Here is a 23,939-nt window from a genome sequence, read left to right on the forward strand (position 1 = left end):
ACTCATGACTAATGAACAAGAAGAACAACTGATTATCATCCTTTCAGACTTTATTCCAATCATGGATGGAGACAGAGTTCAAGGAGTATTGCCAAACGCTAAAGACTTGACTCGCCAAAAAGTTCTGGAGCAACTAGAGGAAGAACAGTCTCAACTACCTGAAGGAGATCCTGCTCTTTTGGAGTGGGAAGAAGAAAATATTGAGCTACTCAAGATGATTACAGATGAAGAATTTCAAGCTGTACTCACTGAAAAAATCTTACTGACAGAAATACAAATTGGGCAGTCTATTTTCCAGCCTCTAACTACTCAACAACTTTCTGTCCTAGCTGAAAAGTTGCAAGGTCAGAAAGAAAAAAGTGTAGAAAATAGTGATAAGCAATCATCTATTTTCAAAAACATCTTCAGTTGGTTACGATAAATTGTTAGAAGTTGTACTCCAAAAGATATAAGAAAGGGGCTTGGGGATTTCCCCAAAACTGAGAAAATCAAGAAGGAAAACTGCAGGGTTCTCCTTCTCTGATTTTTTTTAAATTTCGCAAATGGATATCCATTTGCTACGCTTGCCACAAGGAAGTCAGGGGATGATGCCTGGTCAGAAAATGCCAGAGCCTTTGAGAGAAAGAGGATAAAAAAAATAATGCAGAAACGAGAAAATAGAAAACGCTATATACAAAAATTGATACGACTAACACCAGAGGAAGATCGTCAAATTAAAACGGCGATGGCCCAAATGGGAGTTCCATCTTTTCAATACTATGCGAAGAATCAACTGGTACAAGGGAAGGTGGTTCAAATTGATTTTTCTGAATTGAAAGACCTTCGAGTTGCTATCAATCGAGTGGGCACGAACATCAACCAAATTGCCAAGCATGCTAACGAAAATCAAGGGGTTACGACAGAGGAAGTAGCACAAGTTATTGACTATCTATCTGAGTTGAAAGAGATGGTAGCTGCCAAACTTTCTAGCGCAGAGAAGAAAAGTTTACAGGAGCGAAAAGTAAAAACTATAAGGACGTATGACGAATGGTAGTAATCAAAGCACCCAAACAAATTAAAACTCCTTCCAATTTAAAAATAGCTGTACGCTATATTCTGAATGAAGCGAAAACACTTGTGTCAGAAACCGCAGAAAGTGATCTTGATTTTCCTCTTGTCTATCATAATGGTGAACTTCAAATGAAGCTAGTATCTGGCAATGGGATCTCTGATTTTAGCGTAGCAGATGAGGAAATGGTTATGACAAAATTGGCTGCAGCCTTTAAAAAAGGAGATGATGACTTGAAAGAATTATCTTCAGGAAAACAAGTATTGGCCCATCACATTATCCAGTCTTTTTCTCCAGATGATAACTTGACTCCTGAGCAGGTTCATGAAATTGGCCGTCAAACGATGTTAGAATTGACAGGTGGAAATTATGAGTTTGTGATCGCAACCCACACGGATAAAGATCATCTTCATAACCATATCATACTTAATACCACCAATACCTCAACGCTCAAGAAATTTCGTTGGGAAAAGAAAACCTTGAAAAATTTGAGAGGCATTTCGGACAAACATGCGGCACGATACGGCGCTAAAATTATTGAGCCTACTATGAAAAATTCTTATACAAAGTATTCTGCTTGGCGGAGACAAAATAATTATCGGTTTGAAATTAAGGAGCGTCTGGATTTTCTTCTGAAGCACTCTTTGTCGTTAGAAGATTTCAAACAAAAGTCAGCTGCGCTTAATCTTCAGATTGATTTCTCTGGAAAATTTGTGAAGTATAAATTGCTCGATCAGCCCCAACAAAGAAATGTCCGAGATGATACATTATCGAAGAAAGGACTCTATTCTCTTGAAAAAATAAAAGAGAGAATTTCTAAGAATCAGTTAGTTTTTGATGTGGAGGAATTGAAAGAACAATACCAAGAATCAAAAGAAAAAACGGCAAATGATTTTGAATTGAAATTGGAAGTGGAATCCTGGCAGGTCGAGCAAGAAAGCAAGCAAGGCATTTACGTGCAGATGGATATGGGAGCTTTAAATAGTGGTACAATTTTAATACCTTCTCATAAAGTTGATAAAAATGAGGATGGAAATTATACCATCTATATCAAAGAGAAAGACTATTTTTATTTTCTCAATCCTGATCAATCACAAAAAAATCGGTACATGATGGGTTTGACTGTCGCAAGACAATTGGCCAAACAAAATGGTGAGACAGTCGTAACTAAAAATGCTCAAATTTCCTCTATACGTGAGCTGATTAAGGAATATAATTTCTTAGTCGAGCACGGCGTGACAGATGGAGCACAATTTCAACATTTGGAAAATCGTTTTAATGAAAAGATTGAGATTACCCTGGAGGAATTAAGACAACTAGATGAGCGACTTGGACGTTATCATAAAATTGAAGGAGCACTTTTAGCCATCCAGAAATCTCCAGAAAATAGTCTTGTAGCGGTACAACTATTGGATGATTTAGGAGTTCCAAAAGATATGGGACTGGAAGATGTCAGTCAACTGATCAAACAATTCCAAATTGAAAAAGGAGCCTTACAAGAGTTCTTTGATGATACATTAAAACATTACACAGATTATAGAGATGTTAAGGAGCACGTGCGTAGTCGTGAAGAGAAAGTTGACCGACGTTTTGAAGATGAAAAAACCTTGTAAAAGTTTCTGATATTTTCAATCTAGTCATGATTTCAGTACAATAGAGAGTATGTTTAGATTTGATGAAAAAGAATTTGTCGCAGAACTAGATCGCAAACGTAAGCAGCAATTCCTGAAGCGAGTAAGAGATTATGACGAGCAGATAGCTCCCACCATGAGACGGAGGGGATATAAACGGATAGATAGTACAGAGAGGACAGTTGTTTTTACATTTGGAGAGATGACCTTTTCTAGGAATCGCTGGCGAAAGGGAAAGAAAACTTGTTATCCTGTTGATGAGTGGCTAGGCTTAGAAAAGTATATGCGTTATTCTCCTGAGTTGATTTTTCACATGGCAAAACACGCTTCCGTTTTATCCTACCGTGAAGTTTGTCGAACAGTTAAGATGGCTTATCGCCTAGAGATAACAAAGGATGCTGTGTTGAAGTCTGTAAAAATGGCAGGTAGACTCTTTTCAGAGAGGGAACGTTATCGGCTGTTTAGAGGTGATGAGCAACCGAAAAAAATACAGGTAGATAAAATCTACCTGGAGGGAGATGGTGTGCTCGTCAAGACAACATCAAGCAATGATGAACGACACAATACAGACTTAGCCCATTTCCTGATTCATACTGGAGCGAAGAAGGTTGGTAATAATCGGTATGTACTAGAGAATAAACATGAGATTATCCATACAAGCCATGAACAAGCAAAGGAAGAATTGATAGACTATCTCTGCAATCATTTTGAAATCACTGATCGAACTCTTCTTATCACTAACTCGGACAATGGTAAAGGATATTCTCGCAGAATATTTCAAGAAATTAAGAAGGTCCTACGGATTAAACGTCATGAGCATTTCTGGGATGCTTATCATGTCAATGAAGAACTTAAAAGATTCCTGAAGCCGTACCCATCTACACTACTTGATCTTGCTTTTAGGGCCATCAAAAATCATCAGAAGAACCTGCTTCAGACCGTACTAGATACAGTTGAATCTCTCACAGAAAGTCAAGAAGCTCTTGATAATTTTTACAATTTTCGTAAGAAATTATTAAGAAATTTCTGTGACACTAGACCACCTAAACTTAGAGGGTTATCCTCACGTGGTATCGGAGTAATGGAGAGTCAGCACCGAAAGGTTACTTACCGTATGAAACATCGAGGGATGTATTGGTCCATCGAAGGGGCTTGTACTATGTCCAGAATGATACTCCTTGAACGAATTGATCAGCTATACAATCTATTTTTTGGATCTTGGAGACAAGAGTATGAAGAATTTAGGGATACGGGACTAGGTGCAGGATTTCGTATTAACCATAGGCCGCACAAAGCTGTTATCAGAAAAAGAGGGCATAAATAATACAAAAAGGCAGACAAAAGCCTCTAAAAAAAGATTTTTTTAGAGGTGTTTTTGTCATGTTTTTATACAAAATAGTTGCTTTTTTGCCTAATGTGTGTTACAATAATAGAGTAAATAAAAACGAAAAAGGTGTAGAAGCAGCAACTTCTACACCACCGATTAAGACAAACACACACTTTGCTTAATCAGTCAAACAATATTGTAGCATAAATAGTGCAATATAGTCAAGGGCTGGGGTAAAGTGAGGAACTTTTTCCAGTTTTTTTGTCTGAAAAATCTCGCTTTCTTATTGAGTTATAAGGATATTTGATTATTCCCAAAAATTTAGACACAAACATCTCTAGTCAAGCGCTTTATTTTTTTGTATAATAGAATTAGCAAAGTATAGATAAGAAGAGAAAAGCATGATTACACTATTTCTATCACCGAGCTGTACTTCATGTCGTAAGGCGAAGGCCTGGTTAGAAAAACATAAGGTGCCCTTTGAGGAACACAATATTATGACCAGTCCTTTAACAAGAAAAGAATTGCAACATATCCTTTCCTTGACCGAAAATGGTACTGATGACATCATTTCAACTCGTTCAAAAATTTTTCAAAAATTAGATATCGATGTAGAGAGCATCTCGGTATCGGAATTGCTTCATTTGATTGAGCAGCATCCTAGTCTTTTGCGTCGTCCAATTATTATCGATGCCAAACGCATGCAAATCGGTTTTAATGAAGATGAGATTCGTGCTTTTCTCCCTCGTAGTTACCGTAAGCAAGAACTAAAAGAAGCAAGAATGAGAGCTGGTATTAGTTAATGAACAAACAGTATAGTTACCCACTAGATTTGTCGTGGAGCACTGAAGAACTTGCTTCAGTGCTTTCTTTTTTTAATGATGTTGAAGCTGCCTATGAAAGCAAGGTAGAAGCTAAAAAGTTACTGGACTCCTATAAGGGATTCAAGGCGGTAGTGCCAAGTAAGAGCGAAGAAAAACGTTTGGGACGAGAATTTGAAACAGTTAGTGGCTATTCGCTTTACCGAGCAGTTCAGGCTGCCATGGAAAAAGGGGAAGGAAAGATTTCTCTTGGAAAGTAAATTTGAATTTGCCAAGGAGCTTGTCAAGAAGGCGGGGCAGTACATTCTTGACCATATGAAGGAAGACTTGTATGTTGAGACTAAGTCCTCTCCAACGGATTTGGTAACCAGACTGGATAAGGAAGTTCAAGAACTTTTGGTTGGTGAAATTCTATCCCGTTATCCTAAGGATAAGATTTGTGCTGAAGAAGGTTGTCTGCGAGCCTCGGTTCAAGAGGGCAAGGTTTGGGTTATTGATCCGATTGATGGGACCAATAATTTTGTAGCCCAGCAGGAAGATTTTGCTGTTATGATGGCTTATTTTGAAAATGGTCGTGGACAGTTTGGTCTGATTTATGATGTGGTCAAAGGGGATTGTTATCACGGTGGTGGTAAGTTTCCAGTTTGCCGAAATAATCAGCTCCTAGCTCCCTTTAAAGCAAAACCCCTTGGAGATTTTCTCATTGCAGGAAATAGTGGCATGCTGGAAACAAATGAATGGGGCTTGGCTGATTTGAGTCGAGCGGTTCTTGGTGTTCGTGTTTATGGGAGTGCGGCCATTAGTTTTGCCAAGATTTTATCAGGGCGTTTGTTGACCTATGTCACCTATCTGCAACCATGGGATTATGCTGCAGCTAGTATTTTAGGAGAAAGTCTGGGCTATCGGGTTGTGACCCTATCTGGTGAAGCTCCTGATTTTCAAACCAGACAGCCGGTCATGATGCTACCTCTTGAGATGCAGGAGGAAATTCAGTCCTATATTTACGAAAGGAAAAAAACTTAAATGCAATTTCCAGAAGGATTTGTTGAAAAATATGAAGAGATACTAGGAGATGAGGCAAGGGGTTTTCTTGCCTCTTTTGAGGAGGAAACGGTTTCGGCCTTTCGGGTCAATCCTTTAAAAGAAGCGCCAGTTTCCTTTCCTGATGCCATCCCTCAAACCCCTTGGGGCCACTATGGAAAGGTTTCAGGGAAATCGCCTGAGCATGCTACAGGTCTAGTTTATTCGCAAGAACCCGCTGCCCAGATGGTTGCTCAGGTAGCCCAGCCCAGTCCTGGTATGAAAGTCTTGGATTTGGCTGCTGCACCGGGTGGCAAATCAACTCAACTAGCAGCCTATCTAGCAGGGGAGGGTCTCCTTGTTTCCAATGAAATTTCAAGCAAACGGGCTAAGATTTTAGTAGAAAACATGGAGCGCTTTGGAGCGACAAATGTCGTGGTGACCAATGAATCTGCTGACCGCTTGGCCAATGTTTTTAAGGGCTATTTTGACTTAATCGTTATTGATGCCCCTTGCTCTGGTGAAGGGATGTTTCGTAAGCAACCAGATGCTATGGACTATTGGAGCTTAGATTATCCAAGTCAATGTGCTAGCTTGCAAAGAGAAATTCTAGCAGATGCAGTGACCATGCTGGCAGAGGGAGGTCGTCTGGTTTATTCGACCTGTACCTGGGCACCTGAGGAAAACGAAGAAATAGTTAATTGGCTATTGAAAGAGTATGATTTTGATTTGTTGCCAGTTGAGCATATCAATGGAATGGTAGCTGGCATTGACTTGCCAGAAACGGCTCGGATGTACCCTCATCATTTTAAGGGAGAGGGTCAGTTTGTCGCCCATTTACAATTTAAGGGTGAAAATCCAGCCCCTAAATGTAAGGCAAGTAAGAGCAATCTAAGTCGTGAACAGCTCACTTTGTGGCAGGAATTTGCTCAAAAACACTTGAAGGTCAATCTAAAGGGAATCTTGCAGACTTTTGGTGACCAGCTCTATCTCTTGCCAGAACTCTTGCCAGATTTAGGTAAGCTCAAGATTGCTCGCAATGGACTGCATCTGGGAACCTTCAAGAAGAAACGCTTTGAGCCTAGTTTTGCTCTTGGTCTAGCTTTGAAACCGAGTCAGGTCAAGCAGTCGGTTGAAATTGACCAAGAAGAGTTTGTTAAGTATGCGGCTGGAGAGACTGTCCAGCTGGCGGAGAGTCTGCCAAATGGTTGGTACCAAGTTTTGGTTCAAGGCAATGGTTTGGGCTTTGCTAAGGTGACTGGAAATGTTTTGAAAAATTATTTTCCAAAAGGCCTCAGATTCAAGTGAAAATGCTAGTCAAAGTAGCTTGTCTATGTTATAGTGGAAGTATGGATTTTTTCAAATTGTCTTTTATTTTAAGTCAAAATTGGTGGCGAAAGCAACTGAGCAACTTTCTAGTAAAATTAAGCTTGCATCTTCAGTTGGCTCCCAATTTTAAAAAAGAAAAACATAAATAAATAGTTGAAAAAATTCACAGCATTCACCATTATTTTCAAGGAGAAAAACAGTGAAAAAAAGGAAGAAACTCGCTCTATCCCTAGCTGCTCTTTTGCTAGCAGGTTCTTTGGCGGGATGTGCTAGCTGGATTGATCGTGGGGAATCCATGACAGCTGTTGGCTCAACGGCTCTTCAGCCCTTGGTCGAAGCAGCAGCAGATGAATTTGGCTCTATACACGTTGGAAAAACAGTCAACGTCCAAGGTGGAGGATCTGGTACAGGTCTGTCTCAGGTTCAGTCTGGAGCCGTTGATGTAGGAAATTCAGACGTATTTGCCGAGGAAAAAGACGGTATCAACGCATCCGCTCTAGTGGATCATAAGGTAGCCGTAGCGGGCTTGGCAGTGATTGTAAACAAGGAAGTTGACGTTGAAAATCTGACAACAGAACAACTCCGTAGCATCTTCACAGGTCAAGTAACCAACTGGAAAGAAGTCGGCGGGAAAGACCTAGCCATTTCTATTATTAACCGTGCAGCAAGTTCTGGTTCACGTGCAACCTTTGATAGTGTTATCATGGATGGTCAGTCTGCTGTGCAGAGTCAAGAACAGGATTCAAATGGGATGGTCAAAAACATTGTTTCCCAGACACCAGGAGCCATTTCTTACCTAGCCTTTGCCTATGTGGATGACTCGGTGAAACGTATGAAGTTGAATGGCTATGAGCCGATTGCAGAAAATGTTACAACCAATAACTGGCCTTTGTGGTCTTATGAACACATGTACACCCTAGGTCAACCAAATGAATTGGTGGCAGAATTTCTCAACTTTGTCCTCTCTGATGAAGCGCAAAGTGGAATCGTTAAGGGAATGGGCTATATTTCTGTTAAGGAAATGAAGGTTGAAAAAGATGCTGTAGGAACGGTGACAGCACTAGAAGGGAGTCAATAATGAATCAAGAAGAATTAGCTAAAAAATTACTTTCTCCCTCAAAGAACTCTCGTTTAGAGAAACTAGGAAAAGGTTTGACCTTTGCCTGTCTGTCTTTGATTGTTATCATTGTGGCTATGATTTTGATTTTCGTAGCCCAAAAAGGCTTGTCGACCTTCTTTGTCAATGGAGTTAATATCTTTGATTTCCTTTTTGGCCAAACTTGGAATCCTTCAGGTAAACAATTTGGTGCCCTTCCTATGATTTTGGGTTCCTTTATTGTCACAATCCTATCAGCTCTTATCGCAACTCCTTTTGCCATTGGTGCGGCAGTCTTTATGACTGAAGTCTCACCAAAAGGTGCTAGAATCTTGCAACCAGCCATTGAATTGCTAGTCGGAATTCCTTCAGTAGTGTATGGATTTATAGGTTTGCAGGTCGTAGTTCCCTTTGTCCGTAGTGTCTTTGGTGGTACTGGTTTTGGGATTTTGTCAGGGATTTTCGTTCTCTTTGTCATGATCTTACCGACGGTAACCTTTATGACAACGGATAGCTTGCGTGCGGTGCCTCGTCACTATCGCGAAGCTAGTTTGGCTATGGGAGCTACTCGTTGGCAAACCATCTGGCGCGTGACCTTGAAGGCGGCGCGTTCAGGAATTTTCACAGCAGTGGTCTTTGGGATGGCGCGTGCCTTTGGTGAGGCCTTGGCCATTCAGATGGTGGTCGGAAACTCAGCCGTTGTCCCAACTTCACTAACAACACCTGCTGCGACCTTAACCTCTGTCTTGACCATGGGTATCGGAAATACCGTTATGGGAACAGTTGACAATAACGTTCTTTGGTCATTGGCCTTAGTCTTGCTCTTGATGAGTTTGGCCTTCAACAGTGTGATTAAATTGATTACGAAAGAAAGAGGAAAGAAAAACTATGCACGCTAAGAAATTAGATAAAATTGCAACAGCTGTCCTCTACTCGATTGCAGGAATTATTGTTGCCATCTTGGCATCCTTGATTCTTTATATCTTGGTTCGTGGTTTGCCCCACATCTCTTGGTCTTTCTTGACCGGCAAATCATCTTCCTACCAAGCAGGCGGAGGGATTGGAATTCAGCTCTATAATTCCTTCTTCCTTCTGGTTATTACCTTGATTATCTCTGTGCCTTTATCTATGGGGGCTGGGATTTTCCTAGCTGAATATGCTAAAAAAGGTCCTGTGACCAATTTTGTCAGAACCTGTATTGAAATCTTGTCTTCATTGCCATCAGTGGTTGTAGGTCTCTTTGGTTACTTGATCTTTGTAGTTCAGTTTGAGTATGGATTTTCAATTATTTCAGGTGCCTTGGCTTTGACAGTCTTTAACCTGCCTCAAATGACTCGTAATGTTGAAGACAGCTTGAAACACGTTCACCATACGCAACGTGAAGCTGGCCTAGCTCTTGGGATTTCTCGTTGGGAGACTGTAGTCCATGTGGTCATTCCAGAAGCCCTACCAGGCATTGTCACTGGTGTCGTCTTGGCCTCTGGTCGTATCTTTGGTGAGGCGGCAGCACTCATCTATACAGCAGGGCAATCCGCTCCAGCTCTTGACTGGTCTAACTGGAATATTCTCAGTGTGACTAGCCCAATCTCTATCTTCCGTCAAGCAGAAACCTTGGCTGTCCACATCTGGAAGGTCAATAGTGAAGGTACTATTCCAGATGGAACCATCGTATCAGCAGGTTCTGCCGCAGTGCTCCTCATCTTTATCCTCATCTTTAACTTTGGAGCCCGCAAACTTGGAAGCTACCTACATAAGAAATTAACCGCTGCCTAAAGGAGAAGCCATGTCAAAATATAATTGGGATGAAAAGCATATCATCACCTTCCCTGAAGAGAAAGTGGCCCTCTCTACTAAGGATTTACATGTTTACTACGGTAAAAATGAATCCATCAAGGGCATCGATATGCAATTTGAAAAGAATAAAATTACTGCCTTAATTGGCCCTTCTGGTTCAGGAAAATCAACCTACCTCCGCAGTCTCAACCGTATGAATGATACTATTGATATTGCAAAGGTAACAGGTCAAATTCTCTATCAAGGGATTGATGTCAACCGTCCAGAAATCAATGTCTATGAGATGCGTAAACACATCGGAATGGTCTTCCAACGACCAAATCCTTTTGCTAAGTCTATTTACCGCAATATCACTTTTGCCCATGAACGTGCAGGGGTTAAGGACAAGCAAGTCTTGGATGAAATTGTGGAAACCTCTCTTCGTCAAGCTGCCCTTTGGGATCAGGTCAAAGACGATTTGCACAAGTCAGCCTTGACCCTGTCAGGTGGTCAGCAGCAACGTCTCTGTATCGCTCGTGCTATTTCTGTTAAACCAGATATCCTCTTGATGGATGAACCAGCGTCTGCCTTGGATCCGATTGCGACAGCCCAACTGGAAGAAACCATGTTGGAATTGAAGAAGGACTTCACCATCATCATCGTGACCCATAGTATGCAGCAGGCTGCGCGTGCTAGTGACTACACAGGATTTTTCTACTTGGGTGACTTGATAGAGTACGATAAGACCTCTAATATTTTCCAAAATGCCAAACTACAGTCAACCAATGACTACGTAACAGGACACTTTGGATAGAAAGGAAACAGTATGACAGAAGCGATTTTACAGGTATCAGACCTGTCCGTTTACTACAATCAAAAAAAGGCCTTGAATAGTGTTTCCCTATCTTTCCAACCTAAGGAAATTACAGCCTTGATTGGTCCATCTGGATCAGGGAAGTCAACCCTCCTAAAGGCTATCAACCGCATGGGGGATCTCAATCCAGAGGTGACAACAACAGGTTCGGTGGTTTACAACGGCCATAATATCTACAGTCCACGTACAGATACAGTTGAATTGCGGAAGGAAATTGGTATGGTTTTCCAACAACCAAACCCCTTCCCTATGTCTATCTACGAAAATGTTGTTTATGGGCTTCGTATCAATGGAGTTAAGGACAAGCAGGTTCTAGATGAGGCGGTTGAAAAAGCCTTGCAACGAGCTTCCATCTGGGATGAGGTCAAGGATCGCCTGCATGATTCAGCTATCGGGCTTTCAGGTGGACAACAGCAACGTGTCTGTGTTGCCCGTGTCTTGGCAACCAGTCCTAAAATCATTCTTTTGGATGAACCGACTTCAGCCTTGGACCCTATCTCGGCTGGTAAGATTGAGGAAACCTTGTATGGTCTAAAAGATAAATACACCATGCTCTTGGTTACGCGTTCCATGCAACAAGCCTCTCGTATTTCTGACAAGACAGGATTTTTCCTAGATGGAGATCTGATCGAGTTTAACGATACCAAGAAGATGTTCCTCAACCCACAACACAAGGAAACAGAAGATTATATTTCAGGAAAATTTGGATAAGGAGATAAATGATGTTACGTTCTCAATTTGAGGAAGATTTAGAGAAATTGCACAACCAGTTCTATGCTATGGGACAAGAAGTGCTATCCCAAATCAATCGTACAGTGCGTGCCTTTGTTACGCATGACCGTGATTTGGCCAAAGAAGTCATCGAAGACGATGCAGAAGTAAACGAATACGAAGTGAAATTGGAGAAGAAATCATTTGAAATGATTGCCCTCCAACAACCGGTTTCTCAGGACTTGCGTACCGTTTTAACAGTCTTAAAAGCCGTATCTGACTTGGAACGTATGGGGGACCATGCCGTTTCCATTGCAAGAGCAGCCATTCGTATGAAGGGGGAGCAACGCATCCCAGCTGTTGAAGAGGAAATTAAGAGAATGGGGCGTGATGTCAAGAACTTCGTTGAAGCAGCCCTTGAACTCTATCTCAATGGTTCAGTAGATCAGGCCTATGAAGTAGCAGCAATGGACGAAAAAATCAACCATTACTTTGATAGCATTCGTGACTTGGCTACAGAAGAAATCAAGAAAAATCCAGATGCCATCGTTACAGGTCGTGATTATTTCCAAGTGATTGCCTTCTTGGAACGCATTGGAGACTATGCCAAAAATATCTGTGAATGGGTTGTTTACTTTGAAACAGGTAAGATTGTCGAACTATAAAATAGGATAATTTTGTATAAAAAGGAGCTTGGAATCAACTGATAGCTCCTTTTATTGAATGAAAAAAATATTTTTAAGATAAAAATTCAAAAAATGCTTGACAAGCAACTTGGATAGCGTTATAATTATACAAAATTAACAGAGAGGTTGTTTATTTATGAAATCAAAAAAATGGATATTTGTTTTATGTAGCTTTCTTGCAAGTTTCTTCTTAGTAGCTTGCCAGTCAGGTTCGAATGGTTCTCAGTCAGCTGTTGAGGCCATTAAGCAAAAGGGGAAATTAGTTGTGGCGACTAGTCCTGATTATGCACCTTTTGAATTCCAAGCCTTGGTTGACGGGAAAAATCAGGTAGTTGGTGCGGACATTGATATGGCCCAGGCTATCGCTGATGAACTTGGGGTGAAGTTGGAAATCTCAAGCATGAGTTTTGACAATGTCTTGACTAGTCTTCAGACAGGTAAGGCTGATCTAGCAGTTGCGGGAATTAGCGCTACTGACGAGAGAAAAGAAGTCTTTGATTTTTCAATCCCTTACTATGAAAACAAGATCAGTTTCTTGGTTCGTAAGGCTGATGTAGAAAAATACAAGGATTTAACTAGCTTAGAAAGTGCGAATATTGCAGCCCAAAAAGGGACTGTTCCAGAAGCTATGGTCAAGGAACAATTGCCAAAAGCTCAATTGACTTCCCTAACTAATATGGGTGAAGCTGTTAATGAATTACAGGCTGGAAAAGTAGATGCTGTTCACATGGATGAGCCTGTTGCGCTTAGCTATGCTGCTAAAAATGCGGACTTAGCTGTCGCAACTGTCAGCTTGAAGATGAAGGACGGCGAAGCCAATGCCGTTGCCCTTAGAAAAAACAGTGCTGACTTGAAAGAAGTGGTGGACAAGGTCATCCAAAAACTCAAGGATGAAGGAACTTACCAAAGCTATCTTGAAAAGGCAGCAAGTCTAACTGAAGTTGAAGAATAAGAAAAAAGCAGAGTTGGAAGTCAATCCAATTCTGCTTTTAAATAGTTTAAAACCTTTTCTAGATTTTCTAAGGATACCTTGGCAAATTGATAAGGGCAGGCATCTAAGTAAGCCTCTTCAAAGAAGTCCAAGCCCAGTTGGCTGTGTTTGAGACTGGCGATTTTAGGGTACTGTCTTAGATCTAGTAATAAGCCATCATGTAGGGGAAAATGAGGAAGGGGACAAGGAGTGTTAGCTAGTCTTTCCTCGAGTTGTTTTTGGTAGTCTTCCTGATTGGACAAGCGAGCCAGACGATTTTTCTCAAATAATTGACTATCAATATAGAGTGACAGGGCCTTTTGCATGATGAGGTTGCTGTCGTAGTCTAGGATATTTTTGTAGGCCACAAAGGCTTCCTTGATAGCATTTGGAAGGATGAGTGCCGTTATCCGCAGGGCTGGAAAGAGGCTGGTTGAGAAGGACTTGATATAAATGACGCGCTCCTCTGTATCTAGATAGTGGAAGGTCTGGCCCTTTTTAGAGTCCAAATCCCCCAGATAGTCGTCCTCGACGATATAGACACCGTACCTGGCAGCTAAGTCAAGGATAGCCCGTTTGTCCTGCTCAGAATAGGAATGGCCTAGAGGATAGTGAAAGCGAGGAATGGTATAGAAAAACTTAATCTTTCCTGTCTTGAAATGCCGTTCAAGTTCCTCCAAGTCAATTCCATCAATGCCTCGTTCAATCGTTTGATAGTCCAGACCTTGAGCAATCAAGAGTCGATTCATCCGATGGTAGGTCGGCTGTTCCACCAAGATTTCCTTTGATTGGCTTGGAAAGGAAATTTGAGAGAGGATAAACAAGGCTTGTTGAGTCCCAGAAGTCAATACCAGTTGGTCAGCCTTGCAGTAGAGAGCTTGGTCAAAGAGAAGTTTATGAATAGACTGTCTTAGGTCTTCTAAACCTTCTTGGTTATCATAGTAGTTGAAGAGGTAGTTTTCCCGGCCAATCAAGGTTTCATTGACACAGAGTCGGAAATCATCATAGGCACTAGCATGTTCGTCTGTAACCTCGATTTCTAGGTCTTGGTGTTGCCCGTGTTCTAAGACATAGTAGCCACTCTGGGGCTTGGCATAGAGGTATTGTTCGTGCCGTAATTCCAGCAGGGCACGTTGAATGGTGTCCTTGCTACAGTGAAAGTCAAGGCTCAGTTGACGGATAGAAGGCAGGCGGCTACCCGTCGGAAAGCGTCCAGACTCGATACCATTTTTCAGATAGGAAACGACCTCTTGGTACTTGCTTTGTTTCTTCATTCCAGACCTCCCTTGATTTTGTTACATTGTACCTTTTTTTTTTCTTCTTGGCAATGTCTAGGGTGTTTCTCTCGTTCACATCTAGGGGCAAATGTGGTATACTTAGGAGTAACATTTATAGAATAACAGACAAGAAAGTGAATGGATAAGAACGTGCAGGAACCAGTGAAATTATTTCAATACAATACCCTTGGAGCCTTGATGGCTGGCCTTTATGGTGGGACCATGACAGTAGGAGAATTGCTAGAGCATGGTGACCTTGGTTTGGGAACCTTGGATTCCATTGATGGAGAATTGATTGTCTTGGATGGCAAGGCTTATCAGGCCAAAGGATCAGGAGACCAACCAGAGATTGTGGAGGTGTCACCAGATGCCCTTATTCCTTATGCAGCAGTAGTACCGCACCAGGCAGAGGTTATTTTCCGCCAGCGCTTTGAGATGACAGACAAAGAGTTGGAAGAACGAATTGAGTCTTATTATGACGGGGAAAATCTTTTTCGCTCTATCAAGATTCGTGGGGAATTTTCACATATGCATGTGCGCATGATTCCCAAGTCGACACCAGAGACCAAGTTTGCTGATGTTGCAACCCATCAGCCTGAATATCGTCGTGACAATGTCGCAGGAACCATCGTTGGTTTCTGGACGCCAGAGATTTTCCATGGAGTTAGTGTGGCAGGCTACCATCTGCACTTCATATCAGATGACTTGACCTTCGGTGGGCATGTCATGGACTTTGTCATCAAGGAAGGCATTATCGAGGTGGGGGCAGTTGACCAGTTGGATCAACGTTTCCCAGTTCAAGACCGTCAATACTTGTTTGCTAAGTTCAATGTTGACGAGATGAAAAAAGATATTGAAAAGGCGGAATAGGAGAAGAAAATGACCATTCATATCATTATTACCATGTTTCTGTTGCTGGCTTTCTTGCTAGGAAGCATTTGGTATGCCAAAAAGAAATACCAGATTAATCTAGCTGTCTTGGGCTTGGGGGCTGTTGCCTTCTTTGTCTCTTCGCAGATTTTAGAAAAACTAGTGCATATCTTGGTTTTGCATCCTCAAAAAGATGGCAGTATTGCCCTCTTGCAGGATCATCCACTTCTCTATATCATCTATGGCTTAGCCATGGCAGCCTTTTTTGAGGAAACAGCTCGTCTTGTTTTTTTCAAATGGTTGGAGAAAAAGAGAAATTTGGAAAAGGCAGACGCCTTGGCCTATGGACTGGGGCATGGTGGCTTGGAATTGATTTTCCTAGGCCTTACCAGTTTGATTAATCTCTATATCGTGCTTTCGGCAGTTCAAACTCAGAATCCACAGGTTATGCAATTGCTGTCTGAAAATATGTTGAAAACTATCCAATCACTATCTGTCTGGCAGATTTATTTGCTTGGTTTTGAGAGAATCTTGGCGCTAGGTTTTCAATTACTTTTGACTGTTTGGGTTTACCAAGCTGTTCGCCGGAAGAAATGGATTTATCTCCTAGCAGCCTATGGTCTACATGCCTTCTTTGACCTAGCTCCATCTCTAGCTCAAGTAGGATGGATTACAAGTCCAGTCTTGGTTGAAGTTATTCTACTAGTTGAACTGATCCTAGTTGCCTATGGAACTAAGGCAATCTTTTGCAAAAAATCATAAGAAAAGGGGGAAACCTCTTTTTTTGTTTAAAATAAGTTCAAGTTTTTTTTTAGGGTCGTCAAATGGTCTTAAAAATGGTATAATGGAATGAATTTTGTAAAAGGAAGAGTGTCATGTCAGTAAAAGAAAAAATGCTTGAAATCTTAGAAGGGATTGATATCCGTTTTAAAGAGCCCTTGCATAGCTATAGTTATACAAAAGTAGGTGGAGAGGCTGATTATCTGGTCTTTCCACGAAATCGTTTTGAGTTGGCTCGCGTTGTAAAATTTGCCAATCAAGAAAATATCCCTTGGATGGTGTTGGGAAATGCTAGCAATATTATCGTCCGTGATGGTGGAATTCGTGGATTTGTTATCTTGTGTGACAAGCTCAATAACGTTTCCGTTGATGGCTATACCATTGAAGCAGAAGCTGGTGCTAACTTGATTGAAACAACTCGCATTGCCCTTCGTCATAGTTTGACTGGCTTCGAGTTTGCTTGTGGCATTCCAGGGAGCGTTGGCGGTGCTGTCTTTATGAATGCGGGCGCTTATGGTGGTGAGATTTCCCATATCTTGCAGTCTTGTAAGGTCTTGACCAAGGATGGAGAAATCGAGACCCTGTCTGCCAAAGATTTGGCTTTTGGTTACCGCCACTCAGCCATTCAGGAGTCTGGTGCAGTTGTCTTGTCAGCTAAATTTGCCCTAGCTCCAGGAAACCATCAGGTTATCAAGCAAGAAATGGATCGCTTGACGCATCTCCGTGAACTCAAGCAACCTTTAGAATACCCATCTTGTGGTTCGGTCTTTAAGCGTCCAGTCGGGCATTTTGCAGGTCAATTAATTTCAGAAGCTGGCTTGAAAGGCTATCGTATCGGTGGTGTTGAGGTGTCTGAAAAGCACGCAGGATTTATGATCAATGTTGCAGACGGAACGGCCAAAGACTATGAGGACTTGATTGAGTCTGTGATCGAAAAAGTCAAGGAACACTCAGGCGTTACTCTTGAGAGAGAAGTCCGTATTTTAGGTGAAAGCAAGTAGGAAGCGGTGTTTGAAAAGCTGCTGCTATGTCATGGAAAGGGGGTGAAAGCCTATCGTTAGTGCAGAAGTATGTAGGCAGTTTAATCTCCTACACGAGGTAGTAGCGGCCTGACAGAGCCCTGATCTGTTAATCTATGAAAAAGAAGGAATAAATGACAATTGAAAAAACCAATTATTGAATTCAAAAACGTCTCTAAAGTTTTTGAAGACAGCAACACCAAGGTTCTCAAAGATATCAACTTTGAGTTGGAAGAAGGGAAATTCTACACTCTTTTAGGCGCATCTGGTTCAGGGAAATCAACTATCCTTAACATCATTGCAGGTTTACTGGATGCGACGACAGGAGATATTTTACTGGACGGTGTCCGTATCAATGATATCCCAACCAACAAGCGTGACGTCCATACGGTCTTCCAATCCTATGCCTTGTTTCCACATATGAATGTGTTTGAAAATGTTGCCTTTCCACTTCGCTTGCGTAAGATTGACAAGAAAGAAATCGAGCAACGCGTAGCGGAAGTTCTTAAGATGGTTCAGTTGGAAGGTTATGACAAGCGTTCCATCCGTAAACTCTCAGGAGGACAACGTCAGCGTGTGGCTATTGCCCGTGCCATCATCAATCAACCCCGTGTGGTTTTGTTGGACGAGCCTTTATCAGCGTTGGACTTGAAATTGCGAACAGACATGCAGTACGAGCTGCGTGAACTGCAACAACGCTTGGGCATTACCTTTGTTTTTGTCACTCACGATCAGGAAGAAGCTCTGGCCATGAGTGACTGGATTTTTGTGATGAATGATGGCGAGATTGTCCAGTCTGGAACACCTGTGGATATCTACGATGAGCCGATTAACCATTTTGTTGCCACCTTTATCGGTGAGTCAAATATCTTGCCAGGAACCATGATTGAGGACTACTTAGTTGAGTTTAACGGCAAACGCTTTGAAGCTGTTGATGGGGGGATGAAGCCAAATGAACCTGTCGAGGTTGTTATTCGTCCAGAGGACTTGCGCATTACTCTTCCTGAAGAAGGCAAGCTCCAAGTTAAGGTCGATACCCAGCTTTTCCGTGGGGTTCACTATGAAATTATCGCATATGACGAACTTGGAAACGAATGGATGATCCACTCAACCCGTAAGGCCATCGTGGGTGAGGAAATCGGTCTGGACTTTGAGCCAGAAGACATCCATATCATGCGTCTCAACGAAACCGAAGAAGAGTTCGATGCTCGTATTGAGGAGTACGTAGAAATCGAAGAGCAAGAAGCAGGTCTGATCAATGCAATCGAGGAGGAAAGAGATGAAGAAAACAAGCTCTAAACTCTTTGTAGTGCCCTATATGCTTTGGATTGCACTCTTTGTCCTGGCACCCTTGGTCTTGATTTTCGGTCAATCCTTTTTCAATATCGAAGGCCAGTTCAGTTTAGAAAACTATAAATCTTACTTTGCGTCACAAAACTTGACCTACCTCAAAATGAGTTTCAACTCTGTACTCTATGCAGGAATTGTGACCTTTGTGACCTTGCTTATCAGCTATCCAACAGCCTTCTTTTTGACCCGTCTCAAGCACCGTCAACTCTGGCTCATGTTGATTATCCTGCCTACTTGGATCAATTTGCTCCTCAAGGCCTATGCCTTTATCGGGATTTTTGGTCAGAATGGCTCTATTAACCAATTCTTGGAATTTATCGGAATCGGTTCACAGCAATTGCTCTTTACCGATTTCTCCTTTATCTTTGTCGCAAGCTACATCGAGCTTCCCTTTATGATTTTGCCGATTTTCAATGTCTTGGACGATATGGATAACAATCTCATCAATGCCAGCTACGACCTTGGTGCGACCAAGTGGGAGACTTTCCGTCATGTCATCTTCCCTCTGTCTATGAACGGAGTGAGAAGTGGGGTCCAGTCTGTCTTTATCCCCAGCTTGAGTCTCTTCATGCTGACCCGTTTGATTGGTGGGAACCGCGTTATCACCTTGGGGACGGCCATTGAGCAGAACTTCCTGACAAATGACAACTACGGTATGGGTTCTACCATCGGTGTGATTCTCATCCTGACCATGTTCATTACCATGTGGGTGACCAAGGAAAGGAGAGAACGATGAAAAAATTTGCCAACCTTTACCTGGGACTGGTCTTTCTTGTCCTCTACCTGCCTATTTTTTACCTGATTGGTTATGCCTTTAATGCAGGCAACGACATGAATAGCTTTACAGGTTTTAGCTTGAGTCATTTTAAAACCATGTTTGGCGATGGTCGCCTTATGTTGATTGTGACTCAGACTTTTTTCTTAGCCTTCTTATCAGCCTTGATAGCGACCATTATCGGGACTTTTGGTGCCATTTACATCTACCAGTCTCGTAAGAAATACCAAGAAGCCTTTCTATCACTCAATAATATCCTCATGGTTGCGCCTGACGTTATGATTGGTGCCAGCTTCTTGATTCTCTTTACCCAACTCAAGTTTTCACTTGGTTTTTTGACCGTTCTCTCTAGTCACGTGGCCTTCTCCATTCCTATCGTGGTCTTGATGGTCTTGCCACGTCTTAAGGAAATGAACGGCGATATGATTCATGCAGCCTATGACTTGGGAGCCAGTCAATTTCAGATGTTTAAGGAAATCATGCTTCCTTACCTGACACCGTCTATCATTGCAGGTTATTTCATGGCCTTTACCTATTCGCTAGATGACTTTGCCGTGACCTTCTTTGTAACGGGAAATGGCTTTTCAACCCTGTCAGTCGAGATTTACTCTCGTGCTCGTAAGGGGATTTCGTTAGAGATTAATGCCCTGTCTGCCCTTGTCTTTCTCTTTAGTATTATCCTAGTTGTTGGATATTACTTTATCTCACGTGAGAAGGAGGAGCAAGCATGAAAAAACTCTATTCATTTTTAGCAGGAATTGTAGCCATTATTCTCGTCTTGTGGGGAATTGCGACGCATCTAGATAGTAAAATCAATAGCCGAGATAGTCAAAAATTGGTTATCTACAACTGGGGGGACTATATCGATCCTGAACTCTTGGAGCAATTCACAGAAGAGACAGGCATTCAAGTCCAATACGAGACCTTTGACTCCAACGAAGCCATGTATACCAAGATCAAGCAGGGTGGAACGACCTACGATATTGCCATTCCTAGTGAATACATGATTAACAAGATGAAGGACGAAGACCTCTTGGTTCCGCTTGATTATTCAAAACTTGAAGGTCTTGAAAATATCGGACCGGAGTTCCTCAACCAGTCCTTTGACCCAGGCAATAAATTCTCCATCCCTTACTTCTGGGGAACACTGGGAATTGTCTATAATGAAACCATGGTAGAGGAAGCGCCTGAGCATTGGGATGACCTCTGGAAGCCAGAGTATAAGAACTCTATCATGCTTTTTGATGGGGCGCGTGAGGTACTGGGACTGGGACTCAATTCCCTCGGCTACAGCCTCAACTCCAAGGATACCCAGCAGTTAGAAGAGACAGTGGACAAGCTCTACAAGTTGACTCCAAATATCAAGGCTATTGTGGCGGACGAGATGAAGGGCTACATGATTCAGAATAACGCTGCAATCGGTGTGACCTTCTCTGGCGAAGCTAGTCAAATGCTAGAAAAAAATGAAAACCTACGCTATGTGGTACCGACAGAAGCCAGCAACCTTTGGTTTGACAATATGGTCATTCCCAAAACCGTCAAAAACCAAGATGCAGCCTATTCCTTTATAAACTTTATGTTGAAACCTGAAAATGCTCTCAAAAATGCGGAGTATGTCGGCTATTCAACACCAAACCTACCAGCTAAGGAATTACTCCCAGAGGAGAAAAAAGAAGACAAATCCTTCTATCCAGATGCTGAAACCATGAAACACCTAGAAGTTTATGAGAAATTTGACCATAAATGGACAGGAAAATATAGCGACCTCTTCCTACAGTTTAAAATGTATCGGAAGTAGGAGTTAGCAGTCACGAAACGAATCAGTCAAGCTGGTTCGTTTTTTCTTTTAAAAAAGTACAAAAAATAGTTGACAATTTTTTGAAAAGTGATAGACTAGTATCCTTTATGATTTGAGGAGGGAAAGTGATAGATGAGTGATTTATTTGTACAAAAATCGGACTACTTTTTAGGACTATCCAATCAGAAAATCATCATAAAAAATAGTCAGCGAGAAATCGAGAGAGAAGTATCCATCTACCTTGTAGACAATCTTTTAATTTTGGGTCAGACTCAAATAAGTATGCAATTATTGAAAGCTTTAGCAAGGGAGAATATTAATGTCTACTACTTTTCTAGCGAGGGAAAATTTTTGGCTTGTTTAGATTCTTATCGTCAAGAAGACTTTGATAAGCAAGAGAAACAAGTCAGGGCTTGCCTAGACCAAGACTTTTGTCTAGCTCTTTCAAAGGAAATCGTATCTGCTAAAGTTAAGCATCAACTTTCCTTGTTGAAAAGCTATAATCAAGATGGAATCTTGTCAGTAGATGAATTTGGACGTTTTCATTTAACCCTCCAGAAAATAAAGGAGTCAGAGTCCATCTCGCAGATAATGGGGTATGAAGGTCGTCGTATTGCGAAATCTTATTTTTACTATCTGAGCTTACTAGTACCGGATTCTTTTCGTTTTTACGGTCGTAGGAGGCGGCCTGCTACGGATTCTTTCAATTGTTTACTAAATTTTGGCTACTCCATTCTTTACTCTTGCTTCTTAGGTTTGATACGGAAAAATGGCTTAAGTTATGGATTTGGTGTCCTACATCAGAGCCATGGTCATCACGCTTGTCTTGCGAGCGATTTGATGGAGGAGTGGAGACCAGTCATTGTAGACAATACGATCATGCAATTGATTTTGGAAGAGAGTTTAAAAGATGAGCATTTTGAAACAAAGGCTGATGGTACTTTTATTTTAAAAGATGAGGGAAGGAAAGTATTTCTTCTAGCTATGAGAGAGAGGATGCTAGAGATACATCAGTATATCGAGCTGGATAAAAAGCGCTATTCTTTCTTTTACACGGCTGACCAGCAGATTAAGCGCTTGATTCGGGCTTTTGAACAGCAGGATAGTCATTTGTATGTAACAGTCTATACAGGAGAAGAGTGATGGGATTATATTATCATTTATCAGGAGAAGAAAAGGAATTTGCTAAAAAGAAATCCCTCTTTTGTCTGATAATCTACGATATTATTAGCAATAAAAGAAGATTACGATTAGCTAAATTGTTAGAAGGATTTGGGATGAGAGTCCAACGCTCTTGTTTTGAGGTTGACCTAGAGAAGGCTAGTTATCAAGTCTTGATTCGAGAATTGGAATATTTTTATGATCCTAGCGAATTTGATAACATTATTGTCTATGTTGGGAATCGAGAAGAGACTATTCGTTTGAATACCGATGATAGAGAGCTAGAAGATGCAGATTGTTTGTTTTTTTTGATGTGAAAACTCTTACAATTTATGGTATACTATAATTAGTTTCCAAATAGGTTATATCTTGTGTTTGTTTTTAAATCCAACCACGAAATATGGGTATAAGAACCTATCTACCTCGAGAGGGGACGGAAATTATAGCCAAGCTACAGGAATTAAACCGTTTGTTTTGTATAAGAACCTATCTACCTCGAGAGGGGACGGAAACCTGTTGTATCTTCCAAACTATCATAAATTTCTTCTCACGAGTAGGTATAAGAACCTATCTACCTCGAGAGGGGCCGGAAACAAAATCCCGTTCTCAATGTGGATTACACCTTGAGAAATAGTATAGATACCTATCTACCTCGCGAGGGGCCGGAAACAGATTGTAAAAAGCATTGATTGAAATTTTTTCAAAGTATAAGAACCTATCTACCTCGAGAGGGGACGGAAACCTCGAACTCTTCTGCGCTCAGAAGTCATCATCGTCTTTCGTATAAGAACCTATCCACCTCGAGAGGGGACGGAAACCACATAGTCTACTGCTTCTTTTGAACGTTCATTGCTGTGTATAAGAACCTATCTACCTCGAGAGGGGACGGAAACAACAGCATCACATCGGATCAAAATAACAACCGAAACGGTATAAGAACCTATCTACCTCGAGAGGGGACGGAAACTTACATGAGCCATCAAAGGCCCAATAATCTTGTTCACGTATAAGAATCTATCCACCTCGCTAGGGGACGGAAACATAAATTTACCAGTTGTGATTTCTTTTACTTCACCTGTGTATAAGAACCTATCTACCTCGAGAGGGGACGGAAACGTCTTAAGTTCAAATTCTACTTTAAAGAAATTTTTGCGTATAAGAACCTATCTACCTCGAGAGGGGACGGAAACTAGACCTAGCGATAGCATCATCAATGGATGCCGGGGATTGTATAAGAACCTATCCACCTCGAGAGGGGACGGAAACACCATTTAATTTTGTTGTATTAAAATCCATCTTCATTTTCATGTATAAGTATAAGAACCTATCTACCTCGCGAGGGGACGGAAACAACTCTGAATTAGTGCCTTGGTTAAACTCAAATGTAGTATAAGAACCTATCTACCTCGAGAGAGGCCGGAAACTTTAAGAAATCTTGATTGATAACGTAAGACCATTGGGTAGAACAACCTATCCACCTCGAGAGGGGACGGAAACTCGTCTTTATATTTAACATACAACACGCCCTTTTTACGTATAAGAACCTATCCACCTCGCGAGGGGCCGGAAACACCCAGCCGAATCCAGCTTGTTCTAGTTCTTTGCGGGTATAGGTACTTATCA

The 23,939-nt window shown here is 41.5% G+C and carries 25 protein-coding genes; 24 read left to right on the forward strand and 1 reads right to left on the reverse strand.

Annotated features, from left to right (window positions below; translation table 11 throughout):
- Nucleotides 1-4 precede the first annotated feature (4 nt).
- The 15 genes from N5909_RS00415 to N5909_RS00485 all read left to right on the forward strand — a co-directional run bounded on the left by N5909_RS00415 (nt 5) and on the right by N5909_RS00485 (nt 13,268).
- Complete coding sequence (locus tag N5909_RS00415; RefSeq protein ID WP_033681039.1) at nt 5-421, forward strand: hypothetical protein; 417 nt, start codon at nt 5-7, stop codon at nt 419-421.
- Between the two features lie 219 nt (nt 422-640).
- Nucleotides 641-1,033: a plasmid mobilization relaxosome protein MobC gene (gene mobC / locus N5909_RS00420; RefSeq protein WP_174705266.1), complete on the forward strand. Its 393-nt coding sequence runs from the start codon at nt 641-643 to the stop codon at nt 1,031-1,033.
- The gene (locus N5909_RS00425) at nt 1,027-2,661 is read left to right on the forward strand and encodes a relaxase/mobilization nuclease domain-containing protein (RefSeq protein WP_033681041.1); all 1,635 of its coding nucleotides are present in this window, start codon (nt 1,027-1,029) and stop codon (nt 2,659-2,661) included. The genes mobC and N5909_RS00425 overlap by 7 nt, the downstream gene beginning before the upstream one ends.
- Before the next feature lie 49 nt (nt 2,662-2,710).
- Nucleotides 2,711-4,003, forward strand: coding sequence for an ISLre2 family transposase (locus N5909_RS00430; protein WP_033681042.1), 1,293 nt, complete (start codon nt 2,711-2,713; stop codon nt 4,001-4,003).
- 404 nt (nt 4,004-4,407) lie between these two features.
- Complete coding sequence (spx, locus tag N5909_RS00435; protein ID WP_033681604.1) at nt 4,408-4,809, forward strand: transcriptional regulator Spx; 402 nt, start codon at nt 4,408-4,410, stop codon at nt 4,807-4,809.
- A complete protein-coding gene (locus tag N5909_RS00440) occupies nt 4,809-5,087 on the forward strand; it encodes a UPF0223 family protein (protein ID WP_033681605.1) in 279 nt (92 codons plus the stop codon). Before spx ends, N5909_RS00440 begins: the two co-directional genes overlap by 1 nt.
- Nucleotides 5,077-5,850: an inositol monophosphatase family protein gene (locus N5909_RS00445; protein ID WP_271630642.1), complete on the forward strand. Its 774-nt coding sequence runs from the start codon at nt 5,077-5,079 to the stop codon at nt 5,848-5,850. Before N5909_RS00440 ends, N5909_RS00445 begins: the two co-directional genes overlap by 11 nt.
- Nucleotides 5,851-7,155 (forward strand): RsmF rRNA methyltransferase first C-terminal domain-containing protein, encoded by a 1,305-nt coding sequence (locus N5909_RS00450; protein ID WP_033681606.1) that lies wholly within the window; start codon nt 5,851-5,853, stop codon nt 7,153-7,155.
- A 220-nt stretch (nt 7,156-7,375) separates the two neighbouring features.
- Nucleotides 7,376-8,254 (forward strand): phosphate ABC transporter substrate-binding protein PstS family protein, encoded by an 879-nt coding sequence (locus tag N5909_RS00455; RefSeq protein WP_033681607.1) that lies wholly within the window; start codon nt 7,376-7,378, stop codon nt 8,252-8,254.
- Nucleotides 8,254-9,171 (forward strand): phosphate ABC transporter permease subunit PstC, encoded by a 918-nt coding sequence (gene pstC, locus N5909_RS00460; RefSeq protein ID WP_001070903.1) that lies wholly within the window; start codon nt 8,254-8,256, stop codon nt 9,169-9,171. Before N5909_RS00455 ends, pstC begins: the two co-directional genes overlap by 1 nt.
- Nucleotides 9,161-10,045, forward strand: coding sequence for a phosphate ABC transporter permease PstA (pstA, locus tag N5909_RS00465; protein ID WP_000543046.1), 885 nt, complete (start codon nt 9,161-9,163; stop codon nt 10,043-10,045). Before pstC ends, pstA begins: the two co-directional genes overlap by 11 nt.
- 10 nt (nt 10,046-10,055) lie before the next feature.
- Complete coding sequence (gene pstB / locus N5909_RS00470) at nt 10,056-10,859, forward strand: phosphate ABC transporter ATP-binding protein PstB (RefSeq protein ID WP_000049848.1); 804 nt, start codon at nt 10,056-10,058, stop codon at nt 10,857-10,859.
- Between the two features lie 12 nt (nt 10,860-10,871).
- On the forward strand, nt 10,872-11,630 hold the full coding sequence (pstB, locus tag N5909_RS00475) for a phosphate ABC transporter ATP-binding protein PstB (protein ID WP_000133484.1): 759 nt from the start codon (nt 10,872-10,874) through the stop codon (nt 11,628-11,630).
- An 11-nt stretch (nt 11,631-11,641) separates the two neighbouring features.
- Nucleotides 11,642-12,295, forward strand: coding sequence for a phosphate signaling complex protein PhoU (gene phoU, locus N5909_RS00480; RefSeq protein WP_000946460.1), 654 nt, complete (start codon nt 11,642-11,644; stop codon nt 12,293-12,295).
- Between the two features lie 157 nt (nt 12,296-12,452).
- On the forward strand, nt 12,453-13,268 hold the full coding sequence (locus N5909_RS00485; RefSeq protein ID WP_033681608.1) for an ABC transporter substrate-binding protein: 816 nt from the start codon (nt 12,453-12,455) through the stop codon (nt 13,266-13,268).
- 20 nt (nt 13,269-13,288) lie between these two features.
- Here the strand turns inward: N5909_RS00485 and N5909_RS00490 are convergent, their stop codons facing one another.
- Nucleotides 13,289-14,560 (reverse strand): PLP-dependent aminotransferase family protein, encoded by a 1,272-nt coding sequence (locus N5909_RS00490; RefSeq protein WP_033681609.1) that lies wholly within the window; start codon nt 14,558-14,560, stop codon nt 13,289-13,291.
- A gap of 141 nt (nt 14,561-14,701) precedes the next feature.
- Here N5909_RS00490 and budA point away from each other — a divergent pair, with 141 nt between their 5' ends.
- The 9 genes from budA to cas2 all read left to right on the forward strand — a co-directional run bounded on the left by budA (nt 14,702) and on the right by cas2 (nt 22,633).
- On the forward strand, nt 14,702-15,433 hold the full coding sequence (budA, locus tag N5909_RS00495; protein WP_033681610.1) for an acetolactate decarboxylase: 732 nt from the start codon (nt 14,702-14,704) through the stop codon (nt 15,431-15,433).
- A gap of 9 nt (nt 15,434-15,442) precedes the next feature.
- The gene (locus N5909_RS00500) at nt 15,443-16,195 is read left to right on the forward strand and encodes a YhfC family intramembrane metalloprotease (RefSeq protein ID WP_271630643.1); all 753 of its coding nucleotides are present in this window, start codon (nt 15,443-15,445) and stop codon (nt 16,193-16,195) included.
- 113 nt (nt 16,196-16,308) lie between these two features.
- Nucleotides 16,309-17,214 (forward strand): UDP-N-acetylmuramate dehydrogenase, encoded by a 906-nt coding sequence (gene murB, locus N5909_RS00505; RefSeq protein WP_033681611.1) that lies wholly within the window; start codon nt 16,309-16,311, stop codon nt 17,212-17,214.
- A gap of 159 nt (nt 17,215-17,373) precedes the next feature.
- The gene (locus tag N5909_RS00510; RefSeq protein ID WP_271630644.1) at nt 17,374-18,531 is read left to right on the forward strand and encodes an ABC transporter ATP-binding protein; all 1,158 of its coding nucleotides are present in this window, start codon (nt 17,374-17,376) and stop codon (nt 18,529-18,531) included.
- On the forward strand, nt 18,512-19,318 hold the full coding sequence (locus N5909_RS00515; RefSeq protein ID WP_000753793.1) for an ABC transporter permease: 807 nt from the start codon (nt 18,512-18,514) through the stop codon (nt 19,316-19,318). The genes N5909_RS00510 and N5909_RS00515 overlap by 20 nt, the downstream gene beginning before the upstream one ends.
- On the forward strand, nt 19,315-20,088 hold the full coding sequence (locus N5909_RS00520) for an ABC transporter permease (protein WP_000712740.1): 774 nt from the start codon (nt 19,315-19,317) through the stop codon (nt 20,086-20,088). The genes N5909_RS00515 and N5909_RS00520 overlap by 4 nt, the downstream gene beginning before the upstream one ends.
- Nucleotides 20,085-21,155: an ABC transporter substrate-binding protein gene (locus tag N5909_RS00525; RefSeq protein WP_033681612.1), complete on the forward strand. Its 1,071-nt coding sequence runs from the start codon at nt 20,085-20,087 to the stop codon at nt 21,153-21,155. The genes N5909_RS00520 and N5909_RS00525 overlap by 4 nt, the downstream gene beginning before the upstream one ends.
- 132 nt (nt 21,156-21,287) lie before the next feature.
- Nucleotides 21,288-22,298 carry a CRISPR-associated endonuclease Cas1 gene (gene cas1 / locus N5909_RS00530; RefSeq protein ID WP_033681613.1) on the forward strand — a complete coding sequence of 337 codons (1,011 nt, stop codon included), beginning with the start codon at nt 21,288-21,290 and terminating at the stop codon, nt 22,296-22,298.
- Nucleotides 22,298-22,633, forward strand: coding sequence for a CRISPR-associated endonuclease Cas2 (cas2, locus tag N5909_RS00535; RefSeq protein ID WP_033681614.1), 336 nt, complete (start codon nt 22,298-22,300; stop codon nt 22,631-22,633). The genes cas1 and cas2 overlap by 1 nt, the downstream gene beginning before the upstream one ends.
- The last annotated feature ends 1,306 nt before the right edge of the window (nt 22,634-23,939 follow it).

The organism is Streptococcus gwangjuensis (genome assembly GCF_028156745.1).
In the GTDB taxonomy this organism is placed as follows: Bacteria; Bacillota; Bacilli; order Lactobacillales; family Streptococcaceae; genus Streptococcus; species Streptococcus gwangjuense_A.